21 protein-coding genes are annotated in these 23,041 nt (G+C 66.5%); 17 read left to right on the top strand and 4 right to left on the bottom strand.

Translation table 11 applies throughout. From position 1 onward, the window contains the following. Nucleotides 1-26: 26 nt before the first annotated feature. The 3 genes from ABW16_RS16750 to ABW16_RS16740 all read left to right on the top strand — a co-directional run bounded on the left by ABW16_RS16750 (nt 27) and on the right by ABW16_RS16740 (nt 4,385). Nucleotides 27-1,490, top strand: coding sequence for an alkaline phosphatase family protein (locus ABW16_RS16750; protein WP_047320322.1), 1,464 nt, complete (start codon nt 27-29; stop codon nt 1,488-1,490). 164 nt (nt 1,491-1,654) lie between these two features. Further along, a complete protein-coding gene (locus ABW16_RS16745) occupies nt 1,655-3,088 on the top strand; it encodes an alkaline phosphatase family protein (RefSeq protein ID WP_047320321.1) in 1,434 nt (477 codons plus the stop codon). Between the two features lie 178 nt (nt 3,089-3,266). After that, entirely contained in the window at nt 3,267-4,385 is a 1,119-nt protein-coding gene (locus tag ABW16_RS16740) for a nitronate monooxygenase (protein WP_047320320.1), read from the top strand. Nucleotides 4,386-4,396: 11 nt separating this feature from the next. Here ABW16_RS16740 and ABW16_RS16735 read toward each other — a convergent pair whose 3' ends face one another. Further along, complete coding sequence (locus tag ABW16_RS16735; RefSeq protein WP_047320319.1) at nt 4,397-5,008, bottom strand: GNAT family N-acetyltransferase; 612 nt, start codon at nt 5,006-5,008, stop codon at nt 4,397-4,399. 54 nt (nt 5,009-5,062) lie between these two features. Between ABW16_RS16735 and ABW16_RS16730 the strand changes: the two genes are divergently transcribed. Continuing rightward, nucleotides 5,063-6,019: a dipeptidase gene (locus tag ABW16_RS16730; RefSeq protein ID WP_047320318.1), complete on the top strand. Its 957-nt coding sequence runs from the start codon at nt 5,063-5,065 to the stop codon at nt 6,017-6,019. Here the strand turns inward: ABW16_RS16730 and ABW16_RS16725 are convergent. Next, nucleotides 6,016-6,942, bottom strand: a complete 927-nt coding sequence (locus tag ABW16_RS16725) for an alpha/beta fold hydrolase (RefSeq protein WP_047320317.1) — start codon at nt 6,940-6,942, stop codon at nt 6,016-6,018. The genes ABW16_RS16730 and ABW16_RS16725 overlap by 4 nt on opposite strands. 78 nt (nt 6,943-7,020) lie before the next feature. Here ABW16_RS16725 and ABW16_RS16720 point away from each other — a divergent pair, with 78 nt between their 5' ends. The 7 genes from ABW16_RS16720 (at nt 7,021) to ABW16_RS16690 (ending at nt 13,402) form a co-directional block, all read left to right on the top strand. Further along, on the top strand, nt 7,021-7,353 hold the full coding sequence (locus ABW16_RS16720; protein ID WP_373693206.1) for a VOC family protein: 333 nt from the start codon (nt 7,021-7,023) through the stop codon (nt 7,351-7,353). 288 nt (nt 7,354-7,641) lie between these two features. Continuing rightward, complete coding sequence (locus tag ABW16_RS27315; RefSeq protein ID WP_052956952.1) at nt 7,642-7,905, top strand: hypothetical protein; 264 nt, start codon at nt 7,642-7,644, stop codon at nt 7,903-7,905. Between the two features lie 221 nt (nt 7,906-8,126). After that, the gene (locus ABW16_RS16710; RefSeq protein ID WP_047320316.1) at nt 8,127-8,609 is read left to right on the top strand and encodes a hypothetical protein; all 483 of its coding nucleotides are present in this window, start codon (nt 8,127-8,129) and stop codon (nt 8,607-8,609) included. A gap of 1,069 nt (nt 8,610-9,678) precedes the next feature. Next, nucleotides 9,679-11,739, top strand: a complete 2,061-nt coding sequence (locus ABW16_RS24580; protein WP_233424801.1) for a DUF5631 domain-containing protein — start codon at nt 9,679-9,681, stop codon at nt 11,737-11,739. A 119-nt stretch (nt 11,740-11,858) separates the two neighbouring features. Further along, nucleotides 11,859-12,698, top strand: a complete 840-nt coding sequence (locus ABW16_RS16700) for a hypothetical protein (RefSeq protein WP_233424800.1) — start codon at nt 11,859-11,861, stop codon at nt 12,696-12,698. A gap of 72 nt (nt 12,699-12,770) precedes the next feature. Next, nucleotides 12,771-12,989 (top strand): type II toxin-antitoxin system CcdA family antitoxin, encoded by a 219-nt coding sequence (locus tag ABW16_RS16695; protein ID WP_047320315.1) that lies wholly within the window; start codon nt 12,771-12,773, stop codon nt 12,987-12,989. After that, on the top strand, nt 12,986-13,402 hold the full coding sequence (locus ABW16_RS16690) for a type II toxin-antitoxin system VapC family toxin (RefSeq protein ID WP_268768044.1): 417 nt from the start codon (nt 12,986-12,988) through the stop codon (nt 13,400-13,402). Before ABW16_RS16695 ends, ABW16_RS16690 begins: the two co-directional genes overlap by 4 nt. A gap of 37 nt (nt 13,403-13,439) precedes the next feature. Here ABW16_RS16690 and ABW16_RS16685 read toward each other — a convergent pair whose 3' ends face one another. Beyond that, the gene (locus tag ABW16_RS16685) at nt 13,440-14,069 is read right to left on the bottom strand and encodes a sensor domain-containing protein (RefSeq protein ID WP_052956949.1); all 630 of its coding nucleotides are present in this window, start codon (nt 14,067-14,069) and stop codon (nt 13,440-13,442) included. A gap of 36 nt (nt 14,070-14,105) precedes the next feature. Continuing rightward, the gene (locus ABW16_RS27310; RefSeq protein ID WP_233424799.1) at nt 14,106-14,717 is read right to left on the bottom strand and encodes a DUF4226 domain-containing protein; all 612 of its coding nucleotides are present in this window, start codon (nt 14,715-14,717) and stop codon (nt 14,106-14,108) included. 149 nt (nt 14,718-14,866) lie between these two features. Between ABW16_RS27310 and eccB the strand changes: the two genes are divergently transcribed. From eccB to ABW16_RS16650, 6 genes are all read left to right on the top strand, one after another. Further along, nucleotides 14,867-16,357, top strand: coding sequence for a type VII secretion protein EccB (gene eccB / locus ABW16_RS16675; protein WP_047320314.1), 1,491 nt, complete (start codon nt 14,867-14,869; stop codon nt 16,355-16,357). A 3-nt stretch (nt 16,358-16,360) separates the two neighbouring features. Next, complete coding sequence (gene eccCa, locus ABW16_RS16670) at nt 16,361-20,569, top strand: type VII secretion protein EccCa (RefSeq protein ID WP_047320313.1); 4,209 nt, start codon at nt 16,361-16,363, stop codon at nt 20,567-20,569. A gap of 112 nt (nt 20,570-20,681) precedes the next feature. Continuing rightward, nucleotides 20,682-20,984, top strand: a complete 303-nt coding sequence (locus tag ABW16_RS16665; protein WP_047320312.1) for a PE domain-containing protein — start codon at nt 20,682-20,684, stop codon at nt 20,982-20,984. 3 nt (nt 20,985-20,987) lie between these two features. Further along, on the top strand, nt 20,988-22,172 hold the full coding sequence (locus tag ABW16_RS16660; RefSeq protein ID WP_047320311.1) for a PPE family protein: 1,185 nt from the start codon (nt 20,988-20,990) through the stop codon (nt 22,170-22,172). A gap of 115 nt (nt 22,173-22,287) precedes the next feature. Further along, nucleotides 22,288-22,605: a WXG100 family type VII secretion target gene (locus ABW16_RS16655; RefSeq protein WP_047320310.1), complete on the top strand. Its 318-nt coding sequence runs from the start codon at nt 22,288-22,290 to the stop codon at nt 22,603-22,605. Nucleotides 22,606-22,641: 36 nt separating this feature from the next. Further along, nucleotides 22,642-22,935 (top strand): WXG100 family type VII secretion target, encoded by a 294-nt coding sequence (locus tag ABW16_RS16650; protein ID WP_047320309.1) that lies wholly within the window; start codon nt 22,642-22,644, stop codon nt 22,933-22,935. Nucleotides 22,936-23,041 lie beyond the last annotated feature (106 nt).

Genomic DNA, 23,041 nt, shown 5'->3' with positions numbered 1-23,041 from the left:
ACCACTTCAACGAGGAGACCCCGATCGTGACGAAGGTGAAGCAGTTTCTGTGCGGTACGGCCGTCGCCAGCCTGGTTGCGGGAACGGGTGCGGCGGTCGTCGGGACGCAGCCGGGCCTGTCCGCCGTGACCGCCGAGTGGATGCTCGCCGCCGAGCACGTGCTGCTGCTGGGCACCGACGGCACCAACCTGGACAAGATCCTGGAGTACGCCTACAACGACGACAGCGGCTTCAAGATGCTGATGGACCGGGGCATCACCGCGGCCACCACCATCGCAGGCCATATGACGATGTCCACGCCGTCGTGGTCGACGATTCTCACCGGGGTGTGGGACGACAAGCATGGGGTGGTCAGCAACGTCTACCGGCCCGAGCCGTACACCACCTGGCCGTCGGTGTTCAACCTGATCGAGTACAACAAGCCAGAGGTCGACACCACCGTGATCTCCGGCCGGGGCCTGTTCACCGACATGGCCTCCACGGGCGGCTATCCGGCCGACAACATCATCGGCATCTCCGGTGGCTCCACCTCGGCGGAGATGGACTACCTGGTCACCCAGGAGACCATCTCCCGGATTCTGGCGACCACGAACAACCCGAACCTCGACACGTTCATGTTCTCCTACCAGTCGCAGGTCGACCATGCCGGGCACTCGTACGGCGGCGGTTCGGACGAGTACCGAGACGCCGTCATCAACGTCGGGGCCAACTTCAAAGAGATTCTGGAGGCGGTCGCCGCCGCCGAGGCGGCCACCGGCGATCGCTGGACGATCATCGCGGTCACCGACCACGGCCACCAGCAGAACCCGGACCTGTTCGGATTCAGCCTCGGCCACGGCTTCCAGTCGCCCAACGAGACGTCGAGTTTCGTGATGTTGTCGCTGGCTGGAAATGACGCGCAGGCCGGCGGCCAGAGCTTGAGCTACCAGACCGTCGACATCACGCCCACCATCCTGCAGGCTTTCGGGATCCCGATGCGGTCGGACTTCGACGGTGTCCCGATGCAGACCGACCCGGACATCCTCAACGGCATCGTGTTCCCGGCCGATCTCAAGCAGGCGCTCACCGACGCGATCCACAGCTACGGCTACCCGAACATCGGCATCGACATCATGCTGAGCATCCGGGCGCTGGCGGGCGGGGCCGGCTACTTCCTCGAGAATTACGCGCTGCCGCCCATCCTCAACTTCCTGCAGTCGATCGTCGACAAGGACATCTTCCTGGTCAGCGGGCTCGCCGAGGGCGCACAGTGGGTGCTCAAGACCGTCGGCGACGCCACGGCCGACGTGCTCACCGATATCGGCAGGGTGGTCGCGTACTTCACCGGGGCCGGCGTCATCCCACCGAACGACGCGCCGCTGCCCGTCCCGGGGGGCGCCGAGTTCACCGGTTCGCTGGACTCCTTGCTGGCGGACCACGCCTTCGCAGCCCCCGACCTGGGCGGCGCCGAGCTGCCCCTGCTGCTCGACGTGGATGCCCCGCTGAGCTGATACACCTCGGACTACGCGCGTCTGGCCAGCTGAAATAACCCACAGGCCTCCTCAGCAACACCCTGCCCAAATGAGCGATTTCGGGCAGAAAGCTGAGTTTTCGCTGGGTAACTGCTAGTCTTGCGCCCAATTGGCTGGCATAACTCGTACGAGGGAATCCGATCGTGACAACAATCAAGAAGTTCCTCAGTGGTGTGGCCGTCGCCGGCCTGGTCGCCGGGATGGGGGCCGCCGTCGGGACGCCGGCGGGACTGTCCGCAACGACGGCCGACTGGCTGCTTGCCGCCGAGCACGTGCTGCTGATCGGCACCGACGGGACCAACCTCTCCAAGATCCTCGAGTACGCCTACAACGAAGACAGCGGCTTCAAGACCGCCATGGACCAGGGCATCACCGGGGCCACCAGCGAGGTCAACCACACCACGATCTCCGGCCCGTCGTGGTCGACGATCCTCACCGGGGTGTGGGACGACAAGCACGGCGTGATCAACAACGTGTTCGAGTCCAGCCCGTACAACTCGTGGCCGACGGTGTTCAACCTGCTCGAGTACCACAACCCGAACATCGAGACCTCGGTGATCGCCGACTGGGACTACATCAACGACATCGGCGCCGCGGGCGGCTACGGGGCCGACAACAACCTGTTCGTCCCGTTCCAGAACAGCTGGGCCGACACCGACGCGGAAGTCACCGCACAGACGATCGCCCAGATCCTGGCGACCACAACCAACCCGAACATCGACACCTTCATGTTCTCCTACCAGGTGCAGGTCGACGAGGCCGGACACGGGTTCGGCGGCGGGTCGGCCGAGTACCAGCAGGCCGTGATCAATGTGGGCGACAACATTCAAGCGATCTTGGCCGCCGTCGCGCAGGCCAAGGCGGCCACCGGTGACGACTGGTCGATCATCATCACCACCGACCACGGCCACCAGCAGTCGCTGGGCTTCGGGCACGGTTTCCAGTCGCCCAACGAGACGTCGCAGTTCGTCATCTTCGATCAGGCCGGCGATCACGCGACCGACGGCAGCCAGAACCTGAACTACTCGATCGCCGACATCACGCCCACGATCTTGTCGCTGTTCGGTGTGCCGATGCGGTCGGACTTCGACGGTGTCTCGATGGCGAACGACCCGACCGTCTTGAACGGCATCGTCGAGCCCACCGACCTCAAGCAGGCCCTCACCGACGCGATCGCGATGTTCGGCTACCCGAACATCGGCAACGACCTGGCGCTGGGTCTGCGTACCGTCATCGCCACCATCCCGTACCTGCTCAACGGCGTTGTCACCGACATCGACAAGTTCCTGCAGGGAATCGTCGACCAGGACATCTTCCTGATCAGCGGACTGGCCCAATTCGCCCAGCAGGTCAACGATTTCGTGGGCGGGCTGATCGTGGACTCGACCCAGCTGGTGGCCCACGGCGTCGCCTACCTGACGGGATCCGGAGTCATCGCGCCGACCGACCCGCCGCTGCCGCAGCCAGGAAGCTCCGAGTTCACCGGGATCGAGTCCTTGTTGGCCGACCACAGCGTCTCGGCTCCCGACCTGGGCGACTCCGACCTGTCGGGGCTGCTCGACGCACTGGTGGGCTGATAGCTCTTCGTACGCCGACATGCCGCCAGGTCTTTGACCTGGCGGCATCGGTGTTTGGGTCGGGAGCCGCACCAGCCGCGACGCGTCACCTGGGCTGCGATAGCGTCCTGGCAGTTACCTCGGCTCGCGGGGCCAGGAGCCGTCCTCGATCCCCGTTGAACAAAGGAGTGGCGACACCATGAAGACCCCCATCTGCGAGCAGTACGGCATCGACTTCCCGCTGTTCGCGTTCAGCCACTGCCGCGATGTCGTGGCCGCCGTGACGAACGCGGGCGGCTTCGGCGTGCTCGGTGGCGCCGCCTACACCCCCGAGCAGTTGGATCGGGAGCTGAGCTGGATCGACGAGCAGGTCAAGGGAAAGCCCTACGGCATCGACATCATCGTGCCCGCCAAATTCGAAGGCAAGGGCGAGAACCTTTCCGGCCGCCAACTGTCCGACCGGATCCCCGATGAGTACCGGGCCTTCATCGCAGACCTGCTGGCGCAGCATGACATTGAGCCCGACGAGACCCCCCGACTGGGTTCGGCCATGCTCGCCGGTAGCGCCGGCGAGCAACTGCTCGAGGTTGCCGTCGCCCATCCCATCCGCCTGATGGCCAACGCTCTCGGGGTGCCGCCGGACTACATGATCAAGTCCGGAAAAGACAACGGCATCCCGGTCGCGGCTTTGGTGGGCGCCAAGGAACATGCGATCAAACAGGTGGCCCACGGCGTCGACCTCATCGTCGCTCAGGGCACCGAGGCCGGCGGCCACTGCGGCGAAGTCTCCACGCTGGTCGTCGTTCCCGAAGTGATCGAAGCGATCGACAACGCCGTGCCCGTGCTTGCCGCCGGCGGGATCGTCACCGGTCGACAGATGGCGGCCTGCGTGGCCTTGGGCGCCGCCGGTGCGTGGACGGGTTCGGTGTGGCTCACCACCGAGGAAGCCGAAACCGCGCCGCACACCGTGCAGAAGATGCTCGCAGCTACGTCGCGGGACACCATTCGCTCCACCGGGCGCACCGGCAAGCCCGCTCGCCAACTGATCTCTGATTGGACGGATGCGTGGCGGCCCAACGACAAGGGCCACCCGACGCTGCCGTTACCGCTGCAGTCGATGATCGCCGAACCCACCCTGCGTCGCATCGACAAGCTGGCCGCCACCGGACACCCTGGGGCGCAGGCCCTGTCCACCTATTTCGTGGGCCAGGGCGTCGGTCTGATGAACAAGGTGAAGCCTGCCCGCGACGTCGTGTTCGAGTTCGCCGAGGACTACCTCGCCGCCGCCGAACGACTCAGCGGCTCGATCGGGGACTGACCCTTTGGCCGCTACGGGGTCTGCGGCTCCCGCCACATCCGCCACAGCGTCGGTCCTCCGTTGGGCAACGTGATCTCGCCGATCACCCGGAAGCCGAAACGCTCGTAGTACGGCACGTTTTCGTGCTTGCTGGACTCCAGGTACGCCGGGCACAACTCGGCGTCGCAGCGATCCAGCCGCGGCTGCATGACGGCCTGCCCGAAACCTCGCCCCCGCACGGACGGGTCACTGCCGATCACCGCCAGATACCAGTGCGGCTCCTCGGGGTGGTTGGCATCCAACAGGTCCGCGAGCGCCCGCCCTTGGGAAAGGCGAAAGCCGAACGACCGGAACAGGGAAGGCACCATCCGCAGCTGCGACCAGGTCGACTGCTTCCAGCGGTTCGGCGGATCCCACAGCGCAGCCGATCCGACCACCGAACCGTCGTAGGCCACCTCGACCCCACCGCCCGCCAAGTGGTGAACCCGGGTCGAGGTCCCGAAGAACGTCGTCAACTGTTCGGCGCGGGCGGCATCGTCCGGCAGCAACCACATCGATACCGGGTCGTCGTAGAACGCGCGCCCCAACGCCTGCGCCAGCGGTGTGATGTCCGATTTCAGCGCGGGCCGCGCGTCGATTGCCATGCGGCTAGATTAATGCGTCGCATTCGGGCGCCGTGCAGAGCAAGATCAGCGGCTATGAGCACGCTGCTGTGGGATCAGCACACCTGCTTGCCGCTGCAGGACAGCGCCGAGGTGGCCTCGCTGGCGCGCTACCAGCACTCCAGTGGCGCACTGCTGTCGGTCAACGCGGGCTATGCCCCGCAGCGCTTCGCCGACTCGCTGGCCCTGCTGCGGCACTTCCGCCGCGCCATCGACGCTCACCCGGGCCTGACGGTGGCGACCGGAGTGGATGACGTCGACGCGATCACCAGTGCCGGCGGGATCGCGGTGGTCTTCGACTTGGAGGACTCCAACCCGCTCGACGACGATCTGGGCAACCTGGCCGTCTTGGCCACGCACGGCGTCCGCGCCCTGTTGCCCACCTACAACCACGCCAACCGTGCGGGCAGCGGCTGCCTGGACTCCGTCGACGGCGGGCTGACCGCGTGGGGCCGCGCGATCGTCGCCGAGATGAACGCGGTGGGCATGGTTCCCGACGGCTCGCACTGCAGCGCCCGCACCGGCCTGGACATGTGCGCGGTCTCGGTCGGCCCGGTCGTCTACAGCCATTCGTGTATGCGGGCGGTGTGGGACCACCCCCGCAATATCACCGACGATCAGGCCCGGGCGTGCGCGGCCACCGGCGGCGTCGTCGGCATCACCGCGGTGGGAATCTTCTTGGGCCCCAATACCCCCACGCTCGACGCGGTAGCGCGCCACCTGGAGTACGCGGTTGAGCTGGTGGGCATCGAGCATGTCGGGGTCAGCACCGACTATTCCTTCGACCACGCCGACTTCAACGCCGAGCTGGTCGCCAACCCGCAGTTGTTCGACGAGAGCTACACCCGTTGGGGTCCGATCCAGTGGATGCCGCCGGAGACCTGGCTGGGGCTGCGCGAACACCTTTCGGCACGGGGTTGGGCGGACGCAGACGTCAACGCCGTGCTCGGTGGCAACTTCCACCGGGTGGCACGGCAGACATGGCCGACCTAGCTTTTGTGTTCTCCATTGACGAAAGTCTTGATGGTGCTGATGAATTCGCTTGGTTTCTCGAGTAAGGGACTGTGTCCTGATCCGGCGATGACGACCGGCTGCAGGCCGGCTTGGCGATAGCGTTCGACGTTCTGGGCAGTCGGGGTCAGCACATCCCTGTCGCCCCACACCACCAACACCGGTTTGCCCAAACTCGCCAGCCGGTCGGCCACCGCCCGCTGCTCGTTGATCCGGCCCGCGGTCTTGGCGTCGCACAATGCGTTGTGGGTCATCCGTTTCAACGACCGGTAGGCCAACTCCGGAATCGGGAAGTCCGCGGCGAACCCGGTCTGCAGCGAACTCTTGTCGACGGCGTCGAGGCTGCGCAACCGATCGACAGCGGCGCCCAGCACCGGCCAGCACACCGCGTTGCCCAGCGCGGGCATCGCCGTCATCCCCAGCGCCGCTGGGGTGTCGGAAACGATCACGCGGTCCACCAGGTCCGGTGCACTCTCGGCCAGCGCGGTGGCCACCGTCCCACCCATCGAATGCCCGACCAGCACCGCGTGGCGTACGCCCAGGGCGTCGAGCGCGTGGTGCACGGCGGCTGCCTGCCCCTCCGCGCTGTACGGGCCCGCTTCGCTCGGGGCCTCGGAGCCGCCGTGGCCAACCAGGTCGATTGCGACCACGCGGGCTTCGCTTGTCAGCGCCGGTGCCACCGCATCCCACCATTGAATCGATGCCGAGTAGCCGTGCAACAGCACGATGGCGCGGTCCCCGCCCGAGCCGTATTCGCGCACGTTGAGATCCGGTCCGGGCAGCTGCAGCACCCGCCCCTGCGCAAACGGCTCCGCGGCCCGTGCGATGCGGTCGGTGACCACCGTATTGACCAGCAGGGCGACGAGAACGACCGTGATGACCAAAGCGGCAAGGCGTTTACCCACCCGCTGACGGTATCCCGGGCTTAGCCTGGACCGAGATCGAACCCACAGGAGGTAGCAGTGAGCGACCACGACATCCGGATGATCGTCTTGTCCACCGACGACCTGGACGAATCGATCAAGTTCTACAGCGAGACCCTGGGCATGCCGCTGAAGTTTCGCGACGGCGCGCACTTCGCCGCCCTCGACGGCGGATCGGTGACGCTGGCATTGGCGACCGCGGTGGATCACCCCATTCACGGGCAGGTCGTGGTCGGCATCAAGACCGACGACGTCGACGGCGCCGCGAAAGCCATCGAGGCCAGTGGCGGCGGGATCGTGAAGGGCCCCTACGACGACGCGCACGAGCGGCGTGCGGTGGTCTACGACAACAAGGGCAATGGGCTGGTGTTCTATAAGCCGTTGGGGCGGTAGGGGTCAGCGCAACCGGGTGCGATCCAGGGGCCTTGGGCCTGGTTGAGGTCTACCATCCGCAATGTGACGATGACACCACCTCCTTGGCCGACACCGCCTGCCGCCCAGTCGCCCCGGCGGTCCACTGCGATATTCGCGGCCCTTGCTGCATTGCTATCAGTCGCCGCGTTGATCGTGGCGACGGTTGCACTCACCCGGACAGCGTCCGGCCTGAATCACACAACTGCCACTCAGCGGGCAGCCGCTCAGGCAACACTCTGCGAGCGGTACAAGCTAGCTGCACACGCAATGCACATCGAAACTAGTGACCCCTCGGGCGAGGCCGCACTCGCACGAGTCGCCCTTACGAACGGTGCGTTGATGTTGGATGTCGCCGCCGAGGATCCGGCCCTGGACGCCGAGCGTCGTGACGCTGCTCGTGCACTAGCTAGCAGCTACCAGACGACAGCAGCTCTGGGCACAACAGGCATGGCCACCAGAGATCAGTACCTGGCCTCGGTGGACGACATGAATGCCAAGGACCGCGTAATGGCGGCGTTGTGCGGTGAGTGAGTAGGTCGCTCGCCCACGCCGCACCTAAAAGCCCTGGAGACTGCCGCCGCAGCGGAGCCCGCCAGTTGGGCTAAGATCAGCACCCGGCAGCCCGGCAAGGTTGAAGCCGCCATAAGCCGTGCTACGACGAATGCGCCATGTAGTGTCGCCATTGCGGTGCGCCCTCCAAACCTCTGTGATACCGGATGTATCAGGCGCATGATTATGCTAGGGATCCGGTTATGAACACCACGCCGCCGCCTTGGTCCGCACCACCGTTGGGGGTGCCATTGCGCCGACAATCGTCACCAATCCTTCTCACACTGGTTGCGGCGCTATCGGTTTCCGCGCTAATTCTGGCGATCGTGGCACTCATCCGGCCGGCGAGTTCGACATCCGTCTATACCGCCGGGCAACGCACCGCTGCGAAGACGCATCTCTGCGAGAGGTACAAACTTGCGGCGGACGCGGAACATATCGAGACCAACGGGAGTGACGCTGCTTTGGCGCGTATCTCGCTCGTTAACGGCGCCAACATGCTCCAGTCCGCTGCTGCAGACCCGGCGCTTGACCCCGCTTACAGTGCTGCTGCGGACTCATTAGCAGAGTCATATCAGACGATGGCGGCGGCATCGTCGATGGGCTCAGATGACCCCCACTACAAAGCCGCACTGCAGTCTGTGATTTCGCAAGAGAGCGCCCTCAAGACACTGTGCGGCCAGTAGGCCGCCGCCGGATAGCCGACCACGTCGGCACGGTTTGAACGCGCGCCAGCAGACTTACCCAGGCCATCTCCTACGATGCGCCAATGACGCAGCGAGCCTGATCGCGGAGTCCTGGACCGCTCGACGCCCAAGACCTCGCTGGAGGAACAAACGCGGTCTCAATCAGGATGTAAACGTGAAATCCCGTTGAGGGCTACCATCCGCAATGTGACCATGCCATCGCCCCCGTGGCCGGCAGCTCCCAACGCTCAGCCGCGTCGCCGGTCAGCATTAGTACTCGCGGCACTTGGTGCTTTGCTGGGTGCCGCCTCTATGATCCTGGCAATCGTGGCGTTCACTCGACCCCCAGCCAGCCCGACCTATTCGGCGGCCCAAAGGACGGCCGCCAAGACCGACTTATGTGGTCGGTTCAAACCCGCCATGGACGCTGTCCACATTGAGACCAACGGACCCGACGCAGGCTTTGGACGTATCGCCTTGGTAAACGGCGCCCTCATCCTCGAAGCCGCGGCATCCAACCCCGCATTGGAACCCGCGGCTCGCGATGCGGGGAACGCGGTGGTGCAAGCGTACGAAAGCTTGGTTGTCGAGTCGTCCAGCGGTAGAGCGGGCGACTCACGATTCGATTCAGCCGTAGATGCCGTAAACGCCAAAGAACGCGTACCGAAGGATTTATGCGGTGACTGATTCGCCGACCGATCTTCCACCGGGTAAATGGTCATTTTATTTGGTGGGCGCATGGTGGCCTGGCGCCCCGACCCAACCTGAGAGCGGCATCCAGCACTGGTCTAGCCAATCCGGCGCCAAAGAGAACGAAGCTAACGACCTCCGGGACTTCACAAACGGCGTAAGCGCGAGAAACAGTGGAAAAACCACGGAAGACGAGCTGATACGGCTACGTATCGGCTACAACCGCCTGATAAACGCCGCCGAGCATTGTCGGAGCAAAAGCACCGCCAGCGACAGCGTTGTCAAGGCCGTTAAAGAACTCCGTCAGAACTTGACGAAAATCGCCGACCAGTACAACCCACAAATCGACGTCCTGGTAGCGAAAAATACGCCCGAGGCAATGACCGAAGCCATCGGACTAATCGCCGAAGCCAACGCGAAGGCTGCCGAATATAGTTCCGAAGCCAACGGCAAGATCATCGCGGCAACCCAACAGATGTTCAATGAACTGGGCATCGAAGGTGACGCCCAGAAGTGGCTGCAGGATAACGGCGCAAAATTCAGCACGCCACCGCCGCAACCGCCCACCAGCGAAGAGCTGAGCAGGAAAGCAGCTGGTACCGACCAGCTTCCGTTCCCGTACGGCACTGGAGACGCGGAGAATCACTCAGTTCCCAAGAGCGTGGACGAACTCCTTCTGCCGGAAGGCCCCGCCAACAGCGGCGCAGGCGGCAACGACACTGGCGGGACGGCTGGCACGAACAGTGGCGTCGCCAACGGCCAAAGCGGAGCCGGCCCCGGCGGCACCAACGGCGGCGTCGCAAACGGCCAAAGCGGAGCCGGCCCCGGCGGCACCAACGGCGGCGTCGCCAACGGCACGGGGGGAACCAACGGCGGCGTCGCAAACGGCCAAAGCGGAGCCGGCCCCGGCGGCACCAACGGCGGCGTCGCCAACGGCACGGGGGGAACCAACGGCGGCGTCGCCAACGGCCAAAGCGGACCGCGCGTGACAATCACACCCGCGTCTACTACGACCGGCGACACCTTGACCGGCCAATCCGCGGCCTCTAGCGGTGCGTTGGCGCCGCCGGCAGGTGCGATACCCGGCCCTCCGGCGATGGGTGGAGGCGGCGGCGTGCCGTCGCCCATGGCCTCCGCCATGCCAGGCCTCAGCGGCCCACCCGGCGGTGGCATGCCCCCCGGTCTTCCCGCAGGCGGGCCGGCTCAAGCATTCGCGTCAGGCATGCCGGGAGGTGGGCCTCCTGGACCAGGCGGGCCACCACCGCCGTTACCGCCGGGCGGAGCAGGCACCGGAGGGTTCGGCCAGCCGTCGCAGATTCCCCCCTCGCCGTCGGTGACGCCGATGGCCGGCGGTGCGCTCGGCAATATGGCGCAGTTGGCCAGCCCAAGCACGGAGGTGGCCCCCGCTGCGCCTACTGCGGGCGCCACACCGGCAACACCAACGGCACCGCCGGTGACAGCGAGCCCGGCCTCGGTGTCGTCGGGGCCGATCAGCGCCGGCCCGGCAGTCCCGTCGGGTCCCTTGCCCGGCTACGGGGCAGACCTGCGCCCAGCGGCTGCGGCTGTCCCGGCAGCACCCACGGCGCCTGCCGGACCAGCGGGCCCGACTCCCCCGCCCCCGCCCGGCGGCCCCACGACGCCGACGTCCGGGGGTCCGACGGTGGCCTCCACCGGTGATCGTCCGCCACCGGGCAAGCCGACGCCCGGCGCAGCCAGTCAGTCCGGCGCATCGGTGGCCGGCAGCATGGGCGCCGGGACCACCGCGGGGGCCGGAGCCGGTACGGCCGCGCGACGGCTGGCCGAACACCAAGATCTGCAGCGCAAAGTCGACGCCGTAGCCCGCCAAGCACCGAACCTGGCCTGGGCCGCCGGCCTTCGCGACGACGAGACCACCACCGTGCTGGCCACCGACCTAGCCGGAGGCTGGATTCCGCCCACCGTCAAACTGCCGCCCGGGCTCACGCTGCTGGATCCGGCCCACCGCCGTCGCGACACCAGCGCGGTCGATCTGCTCGGTGCGGTGATCGCGGCCGCCGCCCACCAACCGAACACCTACGTCACCGAGGCCGGTCCGAACGATCCGATTCCCGGCAGCGGCGAGCGCGCCCGCTATGGCCAGCACGTCGACGAACTCGGTCCCACGCTCATCGATGTCACCGGCACCAGCGACCGCCTGCCGCGGATCGTGCAGACCGTGGCACGCGCCGTGGCCCGCCGGTCCGGCGTCGCCGACAACGAAATCGCGCTGTTCCGGCAGGTAGTCACCGACACGCAGACGCGCGTACTGTCGGCCTATCCCCAACATGCTCCGCGGGATGTTGCCGACTGGATGCTGTTGGCGGCCATCGACGCCCTGATCGACGGAAGCGAAGAGCTGGCCCGCTACCACCTGGCGTGGTATCTGGCAGTGGCAGTACGGCATGGAGGTGTTACGCCATGACAGACGACTTCGTAAGGCATTACGGTGCGGACTTCTTGCACATTGCGCTCTCACAGCCCCCGACGGCAATCCCCCCTGGACCGGTCCATCCGGGCGGATCGTCTCCGGTCGATGCCACGATGGCGGCTTTCGGTGCCGCGACCAACCTGAACCTGGTCGAGCAGAACACCGAACTAGCCAACGATCACCGAGACCGCACCGGCCACGCCGCCGATGCCGTGCGCAAGTTCGCCGAGCATGAGGCCGACGCGGTCTCGAAGTTCCAGAATGTCGCCGCCGAGGCCGCCCCCTCGATGGCGCCGCAGCAGCAGCTTCCCCAAGAAGCCATGGGCGGGGCGATGCAGGGTGTCAACAGCGCTATGCAGGGCATCACCAGCGCACTCAGCGGAGCTCTCGGCGCGGTGACAAAACTGCCCCAGGGGTTGATGCAAGCCGGCCAAGGTGCATTGTCGCCACTGATGAGCGCGGCGTCGTCCCTGGGCAAGGCCGGGCTCGGCGGCACCACGCTGGCCTCGGACATCAGTCCCGACCCCGGCTTGGGCGGCGGGGATTTCGGCACCGGCGGAGGCGGCGGTGGGCTGGGCGTGGGCACCACGCCGGCCAGCAACCTGGGCCCGCCCCCGGTTCCGGGGACATCGACGCCGACAACACCCGCCAGCTCGCTGGCCAATACCGGTGCGGCCGGTCCCGCGGGTGGTGCGCCCACCGCGGGTGGGGGCGGCGGCGGGATGATGCCGATGATGCCCGGCGGAGCGGGCGCCGGCGGCAAGGGCGGTAAGGATGACAAGGCCGACGCCAAGCGGATCGCCGCCCCCGGCGTGCCCAACGGCCAGCCCGTCAAGGGCCGCACGACGGCCCCGCCCAATGTGCCGGTGACCAAGTCGATCGCAAAGGACGCCGGCCATCCCGGCATCACGCCGCTGAAACGCATTGTGGACAAGGGTGATACGTCGAAGTGACCGCGCCGGCGGGGCCGCTGCTCGGCTAATTGACCCCGGGTCGCCGAAGACCAATTGTGTATATTGGTGTGTATGGCTCGGTTGAACGTGTACGTTCCAGACGATCTGGCGGAGCGTGCTCGGGCGCGGGGACTGAATGTCTCGGCGCTGACTCAGGCAGCGATCAGCGCCGAGTTGGAGAATTCGGGAACCCGCACCTGGCTTGACGGGTTGGAGGATCGGAGCACAACCGCTCGACACGACGACGTACTAGACGCACTCGACACCGCCCGTGACGAGTTCGGAGCGTGAGCGTCTCTTCCTCTTCTTCGCCAGCAGAGCAGGTGGTCATTGACGCCAGTGCCATGGTGGACCTACTCGCCCGCACCCGTGATCGGTTTACCGCGGTCCGGGCGCGACTGGCCAACACAGTGATGAACGCGCCGACTCACTTTGACGCCGAGGTGGTATCGGCACTCGGCCGCATGCATCGCGCCGGCGTACTCACGGTTGCTCAGGTCGAGACGGCGCTGGATGAGCTTCGGCGGGCGCCGGTGATAAAGCATGAACTCTCACCACTGCTGGCAGGAGCGTGGGCGCGACGCGACATTCTGCGCCTCACCGACGCCCTCTACGTCGAACTTGCTGACACGGCAAATTTGGTGCTGCTCACCACAGACCAGCGCTTAGCGCGCGCCTGGCCTGCCGCCGAGGCCATCGGCTGACAGCACTTTCGAATCGCCGCTAACTCGATTCCAAGCGTTACCTGACCCGTTCCGAAATCATTTGCGTCACAGTTTCTGCGATCTGATCGGACCGAGGAATCCCTTGGACTAGGACATCAATCAACACCGACGATGCAATGCGGTATACGACGCTCTGCGAATTTCCAGGGAAGACCAGGGCAACGGTGGACGTATCCTGCTTGTTCAGGCTGAAATCGTAAAGCTTTGCCTGTAGCGCCGCACAGGCCTCGAAAGAAGACACGAGCCGGTCGAATTCAGCTCTCGCCGCGCCATCATCAGGATAAATTCCGATCCCCTGCGCGACGGTAGATATGGTGCTTATTTCTCCACCAGCGGCCGTGTATGTCACGGTACGAAACTGTGACCACTTGTGCCCAAAAGCGTCCTCTTGGCCAAACACTGGACGGCACTGCTCCGGCGTACGCGAATTCTCGGGAAACGAAGTGGGCGCGTCCGTCACCGGCAGCGCAGTGAGGTCACCGCGGTCCGTGATGCGCTGGACATCATCCAGGCCAACGATCAACGCGTCGGCATCGATGCCGGGTGCCGCGCCAACACCACCGGAATGGCAGGCGGTCAGCGTCACGGCGAGACAGCACACACCAGCAAGGATCCTGAAGCGGGCGAACAAGTCCTTGCGAACCACGCTAGTCCCTCCCAAAAACAACTGGATCAGGCATCGTCATTTAGTCGTGAAAACCGGCGGAGGCGGCACGTCCATCGTTACCCCGTAGGTTAGGAACTTAGCGGACAAGACAAGAATCTCGTCATATAATTCCTGGGCCTCCGCATTATATTCAGCCACGGCGGCATAATTTTGGGGATTAGGAGGGCTAGCGTTGTGCGAGGAGATTTTTACGCTCAATTCCGCCAAATCCTGGTATAGGTCGTCAAGTGATTCGTTTGTCGATGATCCATCATCAGGACCGCCTTTTTGTTTCGCGCCGCCAGCCGGATATCGCCCGGTCAACGCTTGCGCCTGCGCCGCCCGTTGCCGACTGTCCGCGGAGGCATCGGCGACGATCTTGTGGATCTCCCGGGTCTTGCCGACCAGGTACGCCTGGAACTGACGGGCGCCGACCGGAGTGTCCATGCCCGGCCAGGTGGCAGCGGCCTGGCGGATCTCGGCTTCCAGCGCGTCCAGACGCGCCCGCGACTGCAGGTTGTGCTGGTGAGCGCCACGCAGGATGCCCTCAAAAGACCGGTCGAGCTCCACCGACGTCGCCAACCGCTGCGCCAGCTGCGCTTCTCGTGCCCGGGCGGCCTCGGCGAACGCGCCCAACTGGTCCGGCATAGCGCAAAACCTACGCGCGTGCGCCTCATCGCGTGTGCGCAAGTGACTGGTTCCCGCTGGCCAACGCCAGTAATGTCGTCGCGGTGCGCTTTGTCGCCGCAGGGGGCGGCGCAGCATCGCCGAGCGTGCGTCGTTAGGGGTAGCAGAGCATGCCGCTGAGTCTGTCGAACCGGGACCAGAACTCCGGTCACCTGTTCTACAACCGACGACTGCGCGCCGCCACCACCAAGTTCTCGGTGCGGATGAAGCACGACGACCGCAAGCAGACCGCCGCGATCGTGCTTTCCATCGTGCTGATCTTCATCGGCATGGGCTGGATGCTGCTGCTGAACGTGTTGCGTCCGGCCGGAATCGTGCGGACGTCGTCGATCGTCGGCGACCGCGACTCCGGAGCGATCTACGCACGCATCGACGGGCGGCTGTACCCGGCGCTGAACATCACCTCGGCTCGGCTTGCGGTCGGCCACGCCGAGGTCCCCACCTGGGTCAAACCCGCGGAGATCGCCAAGTACCCGACCGGCCCCATGATCGGCATACCCGGCGCTCCGACGTCATTGGTCGCCAACACCGGCGCCCCCTCGGCGTGGGCGGTCTGCGATACCGCGGGCTCGCCGCGCCGTGCCGAACCACCCGTGGTGACCTCGATCGCGGGGCCGTTGAGCCCGGTGGGCCGGGCCGCGCCGCTGGCCCCCGACGCCGCGGTGCTGACTCGCTTCCAGGGCGCCACCTATGTCATCTGGGGCGGCAAGCGGTCCCAGGTGGACCCCGCCGATCGGGCGATCACGCTGAGCCTGGGCATCGACCCGGGCACCACCGTCCCGGTGGAGATGTCACGGGCCCTGTTCGACGCACTGCCGAGCACCGAGCCGCTGCGGGTGCCGGTGATCCCGCTGGCGGGCACGCCGTCGCAGTGGGTGCCCGGATCCCAGGTGGGCGCGGTGCTGGAGACCCGGACAGCCGGCGGCGGCTCACAGTTCTATGTGCTGCTGCCCGACGGGGTCCAGAAGATCACCAGCTTCGTGGCCGACTTGATCCGCAGCGCGAACTCGTTCGGGTCGGTCGCCCCGCTGGTGGTCAGCCCGGACAAGCTGATCAACATCCCGGAAGTGGGCACGCTTCCCGTCGAGTACTACCCGAACAGCAGGCTCAAGTTCGTCGACACCGCCGCCGATCCGACGACGTGCGTGGGCTGGGAGAAGGCTTCCGGGGACCGGCAGGCCCGGATCACCCTGTACAGCGGGCGCGGCCTGCCGGTATCGCCGGGGATGGACAACCGGATCGTCCGGCTGGTGCGCGACGACCGCAGCCCCACCTCGGTGGTGGCCAACCAGGTTTTGGTGTTGCCGGGCGCAACCAACTTCGTCACCTCGACCAGTGAGCTGCTCGACTCGGATACCCGCGAGACGCTGTTCTGGGTGTCGCCCAACGGGGTCCGGTTCGGCATCGCCGCCGAGAGCGAGACGTTGCGGGGCCTCGGCCTGGATCCCGGCTCGGCGCAGCAGGCGCCGTGGCCGCTGCTGCGCACCTTCGCGACCGGTCCGGAACTGTCGCGGCATGCCGCGCTGTTGGCGCGCGACACCGTGGCGTCGGCCGGCGCGGTGCAGCCGGTGGTCCCCAACAACCAGCAGGGCGGGCAGTGAACCATGTCCAAGCGAGCGTTTGTCCCGGTCCGTCTTCAGGTCCCCGAGCCCAAGCCGGTGCGGGTCGCCCCCCGCGCACCGGATGCCCTTCCCGAACGCGAGCCGCGCAACCTCTGGGTGATGATCGGCATGCCGGCGCTGATCGTCGCGCTGATCGGCACCATCGTCATGCTCTACGTCTCCGGAGTGCGCAGCTTGGGCTCGGGAATGTTCCCGATGGTGGGCATGGCCGGCCTGGGCATGCTGATGTTTTCCGGGCGGTTCGGCCGGGCCCGCAAAATCAGCTGGGGCGAGCAGGAGAAGAACCGGCGCAGCTACCTGCGCTCCCTCGACAGCGAGCGCGACGAGATCCAGAAGGCGGTCTGCGCCCAGCGCAATGCCCAGGAGTTGGTGCACTCCAACCCGCAGGGGCTGGGCGCAGTCATCGGCGGTCCGCAGATGTGGGAGCGTCGCCGCTCCGACGCTGACTTCCTGGACGTGCGGGTGGGTGTCGGCGTTCAACATGCCCCGGATTCGGTGTTGTCGGTGCAGTGGCCGGAGATCCCCATCGACGAGGAGCTGGAGCCGGTCACCGGCCAGGCGTTGCGCGACTTCATCCTCGAACAACGCAAGATCCGCGACATCGCGAAAGTGGTCAACCTGCGCTCCCGCCCGGGATTCAGCTTCGTCGGCGAGGATCTCGACGGGGTCCGCTCGCTGCTGCGTTCGATGCTCAGTGGGCTGGCGGTTTTTCACAATCCGCTTGACGTCAAGTTGATGGTGGTGACCCGGCACCCCGAGCTGTGGTCCTGGATGGTCTGGCTTCCGCACAACCAGCACGACGAGCTGTTCGACGCCTGCGGGTGGCGGCGCCTGGTGTTCACGAGCCCCACCGAACTCGAGGCAACGCTCGGTGCCGACCTGCACATGAAAGGCAAGCGCGGTGCCTGGCGGCCACCGTCGGCGCCGAGTCCCACCACCATGGGATCGGCGTTGGAGACCGGCACTGACGGGCATGATCTGGGTCCGCACTGGGTGATCGTCGACGACAACACCGGCAGTCCGGAGGCCTGGGAAAGCGTCATCGGGCGGGTCGGCAAGGAAGGCATCACGGTGCTGCGGGTGGCGTCCCGGCTCGGCACCGGTGTCGGCTTCGCGCGCGACGAGGTCTTCGAGGTGATCGACCACCCGGCCCGGCACAACCTCGCTGAGGACGCGGCCCCGGCCCACCGCAGAGACGGGCGCGGCACCGGCACGTCACCACGGCCCATGTTGCGCGCCGGCGGCAAATTCTTCGCCCACGCCGACCAACTGTCGGTGCCGCGTGCCTACCGCTACGCGCGGGCGATGGCGCGCTGGTCCCCGACGGCCAGTGTCGACGTCGCCGACACGGGCAGTGGCGCGCTGGAACTGTTGCGCGCACTGGGAATCGACGACGCGCGCGAGCTGAACGTCGACCGGCTGTGGGCCGAGCGGCGCAGCCGCGGCGACGAGCGGTGGGCGGAGATCCCGGTCGGCGCCAAACCCAACGGCGAGTTGCAGAACGTCGTGCTGCGCGCAAAAGACTTCGGCGGCTTCGGTTTCCACTCGGTGGTGATCGGCACCAGTGGCTCGGGCAAGTCGGAGTTCTTCCTGTCCCTGGTGTACGGCATAGCGCTGACCCACTCGCCGGAGACCTTCAACGTGATCTTCGTGGACATGAAGTTCGAGTCCGCGGCCCAGGACATCCTCGGCATCCCGCACGTGTCGGCGGCCCTGTCCAACCTCGGTAAGGACGAGCGGCACCTCGCCGAACGGATGCGCCGGGCCATCGACGGCGAGATCGCCCGGCGCTATCGACTGTTCAACTCCGTCGGTGCGCGCGACGCCAACGACTACGAGGAAATCCGGCTGGCCGGCCGGGACCTGGAGCCGGTGCCCATCCTGCTGGTGGTGATCGACGAATACCTGGAGCTGTTCCAGAACCACCCCAAGTGGATCGACCTGATCATCCACATCGGCCAGGAGGGCCGCGGCGCCAACGTCTTCTTCATGCTCGGCGGGCAACGCCTGGACCTGTCGTCGTTGCAGAAGGTCAAGTCCAACATCGCTTTCCGAGTCGCCCTGCGTGCCGAGTCCGGTGACGACAGCCGCGAGGTGATCGGCTCGGACGCCGCCTATCACCTGCCGTCGAAAGAGAACGGCTTCGGGCTGCTGAAGGTCGGCCCGCGAGACTTGGAGCCCTTCCGCTGTTTCTACCTGTCGGCGCCGTTCGTCGTCCCCAAGCGCAAGACGTCGACGGGCAAGACCCTCGACATGACCCTGACCAAGCCGCGGCTCTACACCTGGCAGTACCAGCCGCTGGATGAGGCGGACGCCCAAGCGCTGCAGGACATGTCGGCCACCGACGCCGAACCCGACGAGTTCCTTCTGCACGCCGACGGCTTCAAGAAGAAGAAGATCGTCGACGTGCTGCGTGAGTCGCTCATGGCCGCCGACCGCACGGCGCCGCACCTGCCGTGGCTGCCCCCGTTGGAGATCTCCGAGCCGGTCGACGCCCTGGTTGCGCGGTACCGGGGCAAGCCGTGGGACGTCGACTACGGCCGCAACCCCGGGCTGGTGTGGCCGCTGGCCGTCAAGGACATCCCCGAGGACGCGCAGCAGCTGATTCACTGCGTCGACGTGTTGCGCAGCAACATCATGGTGGTCGGGGCCAAGAGCCGTGGCAAGACGACGACGCTGATGACGCTGATGTGTTCGGCGGCGCTGATGTACACCCCGGCGCGGCTGACGTTCTTCTGCGTCGGCGGCGCCACGCTGGGTTATGCCGAGACGCTGCCGCACGTGGCCGACATCGTCTCACCGGCCGACCGCGAGGGCGTGGAGCGCACCGTCGCCACCATGGCCGCGCTGATCAGCGCCCGTCAGGACACCTTCCGCCGCGACAAGATCGACATCAACGAGTTCCGGGAGCGGCGCTTCGGTTCCGGTGGTGAAAGCCTCGCGGGCACCGATCCCAATGACCCCTACGGCGACGTGTTCCTGGTCATCGACGATTTCTCCGACCTGTATGCCGCCGACACCATGCTCGGGGACCGGATCATCGCGCTCAGCGGTGTCGGCCCGGAGTACGGCGTGCACCTGATGACCAGCGCTTCGGGCTGGATCCACGGCCAGCGCCAGACGTTGCTGCAGAACTCCGACGTACGCATCCAGTTGCGACTGCAGAACCCGGGCGAAAACGAGATGGGCACGGCGTCGCTGGACGCCCGCGACGCCGCCAAGCGCACCGTGAACCGGCCCGGCTTCGGTCTGACCGAGTCGCTGCACGAGATGCTCATCGGGGTGCCGGAGCTGGCCGCCGACGACGGCACCCGGATCGGGACCCGGGAACTGGGGACCCGGGTCGCCGAGGTCGCGGGCGTGACCAAGCACGCCACGCTCAAGCGGCTGCCGCCCGCGGTCGCGCTCTCGGAGGTCCTGGCCTACGACGTGGCACAGCGCCCGCCCGCCCAGACCGCCCCGTCGATCGCGTTCATGATCGGCGAGCAGCACGATCTGCTGCCGGTGCCGCTGATGCTGTCCGAGCACCCCGGGATGATGATTCTGGGGCGGGCCCTGTGCGGCAAGAGCGCCACCCTGGCCGCGATCGGCGAAGCGGTGATGGCGCGGTTCAGCCCGCAGGAAGCCCAGATCACCATCATCGACCCCAAGACCGGGCCGCTGCGTGACCTGCAGGGCGCCGGCTACGTCAATGCCTACGCCTACGACCAGGACGAAATCGACGAGGTGCTGACCACGCTGGCGCAGCAGGTTCTGCTGCCCCGGCTGCCGGCCAAGGGCCTGAGCCAGGAGGAGCTGCGAGCGCTGAAGCCCTGGGAGGGGCCACGTCATTTCGTGTTGATCGACGACGTGCAGGATCTTCGTCCGGCGCAGATCCATCCGGCCAAGCCGCCGGTGGGCGCGGCGCTGTGGAAGCTGATGGAGCGGGGCCGCCAGATCGGCCTGCACGTGTTCACCACGCGCAACTCGTCCAACTTCGGCCAGCTGGAGATGGACCCCTGGGTCAAGACGCAACGCGCCGCCAAGGTGCCCACCTTGTTCATGGACAACGACCCGCAGAACAAGGTCAACCGGATGGTGCGGGCGCAGGCGCTGCCCCCCGGCCGCGGCCTGTTGGTCAACGACTCCGACGTGGAAGGTGTCCTGGTCGGAGTGCCGTCGTCGATGATCCACGATTTCGAGCAGCAATAACCGGTATTTACATCGTGAAGTGACGGCGGACCCGAATTCGGTTTACGATCGACTCCGACCTGCCAACGTCGGCATATCAGCGATGAGCCTGATGAGGCACAGGGGAGGAAATATGTTCTCTGTCGAACCGGAAGCAGTCCTGGCGTCCTCGGGCGTCGAAGCGGGGATCACCGCCGAAACGGAGGCGGCCGCCGCCTCGGCCAGCCCGGCACTGCTAGGCGTTCTGCCGATGGGTAATGACCCCGACTCCATCGCGTTCCAGGCCGCCCTGCTGGCCTCCGGCAGCGAATACCTGGGCATCGTCGCCGAGCATTCGGCGCAGCGCGGCCTGTTCTCCGGCGCGCAGGCCACCGCCTCGGGTGTGTACGGCGCCACCGAGGCACTGCGAGCCGCCACCGTCGCACTCGGCGGCTAGTCGGTGGCCGACCCGGGGTGGGCCGCCCGCACACCGGAGACCAACGACATGTTGATCAAATCCGGCGCGGGTGTTACGACCATGCTGACCAACGGGGCGGCATGGACGGCATTGGGTGTGGCCCACCACGCGTCGGGAATCGCCTCGGCGATCAACACCGCTTTGACCTCGATCGGATGGGTCGGCGCCGGTTCGGAGGGGTCGGTTCTCAACGCAACGCTGCTGAACGTGGCCCTGCATGGGCTGGCGGGCTGGGTCGACGTTAAGGCGCCCATCGTCGCGGCAGCGGTCGAGGCCTACCAGCTGGCCTACGGCAGCATGCGCACCACCCAGGAGTGCGAGGAGAACCGGATCGAGACCGCCACCGACTATGGGATCAACCCGTCGGTGCTGGGGGCGTTGACGCCACGCATCACGTCGCTCGAATACGAGTACTACGGCCTGTTCTGGCCCAACAACGCCGCGGTGGGCGCGTCCTACGGGGCGACGCTGACCGCGCTCACCTCCAGCCTGACGGTGCCCGCCCCGGTGGCCGGGATGGGTGCCTCGCCAGCGGCCCCGGCGGCTGCGGCCAGTGCCGTCGGCGAAGCGGCGTCCCAGGCCGCCGCCGGTGGTGCCATGCGGGCCGCCTACACCGGGACGTCGTCGGCGACGAATGCCGCCGGGCAGGGCGCCAACGCCGCCCAGGGCATGAGCGGGCAGATGAGTTCGATGCTGGGCCCGGTCCAGCAGATCGGCTCGACGCTGATGCAGGCGCCGCAGTCGCTGATGCAGATGCCGCAGTCGATGATGAGCCCGATGCAGTCGCTGATGGGCATGTTCATGAACCCGAGCATGCTGGGAGGCGCGCTCAACCCGGCGGGAGCCGGCGGGGTGCCGGCCACGGCGATGCTGGCCAATGCGACGTCCGCACCCGGCGCGGGCGGCTTCGGGGGCGGCGGAGCGGGCGCGCCGGTGTCGGCGTTCACCCGCCCGGTGAGCGCATTCGAGTCCGGCGGCGGCCGTCCGGTGGGGTTGCGGCCCAGTGGCGCGCTGGGCTCCGTCGAGTCTCAGCGGGTGACGACGACCAGCGCCGGCGGCATGGGCGGCATGCCGATCGCCCACGGCGCCGGGGCGGGCGGAAAAGGTCAAGGCGACCGGTCCTCCGACCGGACCAACACCGTGCGAGTTGTCGACGACCGGGTGTGACCTGGGCGTTTGCTGAAGACAGGGTGAATCGACACATCCGAAAGGAGCCAATACACTACCGCCAGCTACATCCCGCCGAACCCGGGGGGGTTGTTCTACAACCGAGGAGGAAACGATGGCAGCCATTGTCGTCACGCCCGAACTGATGCGGAACACCGCATCGAAGTTGTCGCAGCACATCGAACACGCCCAGGCGATCGCAAATCAGTACCTGCACGACCACGAAAACATCTTGAGCGCAGCGACCTGGGACGGCGCGGGGTCGAAGGCCTCCTACGCCACCGCCGCGCAGATCCACGAAGACATGCAGAAAGTCCTCATCGGCGGCACCCGCCTGACCGAGGGCCTGAACCAGGCTGCTGCCCTGATGGAATCGCACGAATCCCACTCCGAGCACGCCTTCCACTCGCTGTTCGGCGGACAGTCCGCCTAACCCTCGATCTCCGTACTCGAAAGGACACCGATTCCCATGGCCGCAAGTGACGGCATTACTTACCACCCCGGCGCCGTCAGCGATCACGCTCACGGTGTGATCAGCAGCGCCGGCACCCTGGACCAGATCCACGCGGACGCTCACCAGCTCACCCAGATGCTGACCGAGTACTTCGCCGGCCACGGTGCCACCGGTTTCTTCGAAGCCCAGGCCCAGATGCTCTCCGGCCTGCAGGGCCTGATCGAGACCATCGGTCAGCACGGTTCCACCATCGGCTCCGTGCTGGAAGGGGCCATTTCGACCGACCAGACGATCCAGTCGCTTTTCTGATCAATCCCGATCGTCGCCCGAGGTGGGGTGTCTGCGCGACCGGCGCAGATGCCCCATTTCGCGTGTCAGACCGGCTACGACACATCACACCTGAGGCGAAGATGAC

Origin of the sequence: Mycolicibacter heraklionensis, assembly GCF_001021505.1 — a bacterium.
In the GTDB taxonomy this organism is placed as follows: Bacteria; Actinomycetota; Actinomycetes; order Mycobacteriales; family Mycobacteriaceae; genus Mycobacterium; species Mycobacterium heraklionense.
The sequence above is the reverse complement of the archived record's forward strand: the minus strand, read 5'-3'. Positions and strand labels throughout refer to the sequence as shown.

Coding starts and splice junctions, on each gene's coding strand:
- ABW16_RS16710 (WP_047320316.1), top strand. CDS start 8,127: ATGAACACCACGCCGCCGCCTTGGTCCGCACCACCGTTGGGGGTGCCA.
- ABW16_RS16740 (WP_047320320.1), top strand. CDS start 3,267: ATGAAGACCCCCATCTGCGAGCAGTACGGCATCGACTTCCCGCTGTTC.
- ABW16_RS16735 (WP_047320319.1), bottom strand. CDS start 5,008: ATGGCAATCGACGCGCGGCCCGCGCTGAAATCGGACATCACACCGCTG.
- ABW16_RS24580 (WP_233424801.1), top strand. CDS start 9,679: ATGACCGAAGCCATCGGACTAATCGCCGAAGCCAACGCGAAGGCTGCC.
- ABW16_RS27310 (WP_233424799.1), bottom strand. CDS start 14,717: ATGCCGGACCAGTTGGGCGCGTTCGCCGAGGCCGCCCGGGCACGAGAA.
- ABW16_RS27315 (WP_052956952.1), top strand. CDS start 7,642: ATGCACATCGAAACTAGTGACCCCTCGGGCGAGGCCGCACTCGCACGA.
- ABW16_RS16730 (WP_047320318.1), top strand. CDS start 5,063: ATGAGCACGCTGCTGTGGGATCAGCACACCTGCTTGCCGCTGCAGGAC.
- ABW16_RS16720 (WP_373693206.1), top strand. CDS start 7,021: ATGATCGTCTTGTCCACCGACGACCTGGACGAATCGATCAAGTTCTAC.
- ABW16_RS16665 (WP_047320312.1), top strand. CDS start 20,682: ATGTTCTCTGTCGAACCGGAAGCAGTCCTGGCGTCCTCGGGCGTCGAA.
- eccB (WP_047320314.1), top strand. CDS start 14,867: ATGCCGCTGAGTCTGTCGAACCGGGACCAGAACTCCGGTCACCTGTTC.
- eccCa (WP_047320313.1), top strand. CDS start 16,361: ATGTCCAAGCGAGCGTTTGTCCCGGTCCGTCTTCAGGTCCCCGAGCCC.
- ABW16_RS16650 (WP_047320309.1), top strand. CDS start 22,642: ATGGCCGCAAGTGACGGCATTACTTACCACCCCGGCGCCGTCAGCGAT.
- ABW16_RS16695 (WP_047320315.1), top strand. CDS start 12,771: ATGGCTCGGTTGAACGTGTACGTTCCAGACGATCTGGCGGAGCGTGCT.
- ABW16_RS16700 (WP_233424800.1), top strand. CDS start 11,859: ATGGCGGCTTTCGGTGCCGCGACCAACCTGAACCTGGTCGAGCAGAAC.
- ABW16_RS16655 (WP_047320310.1), top strand. CDS start 22,288: ATGGCAGCCATTGTCGTCACGCCCGAACTGATGCGGAACACCGCATCG.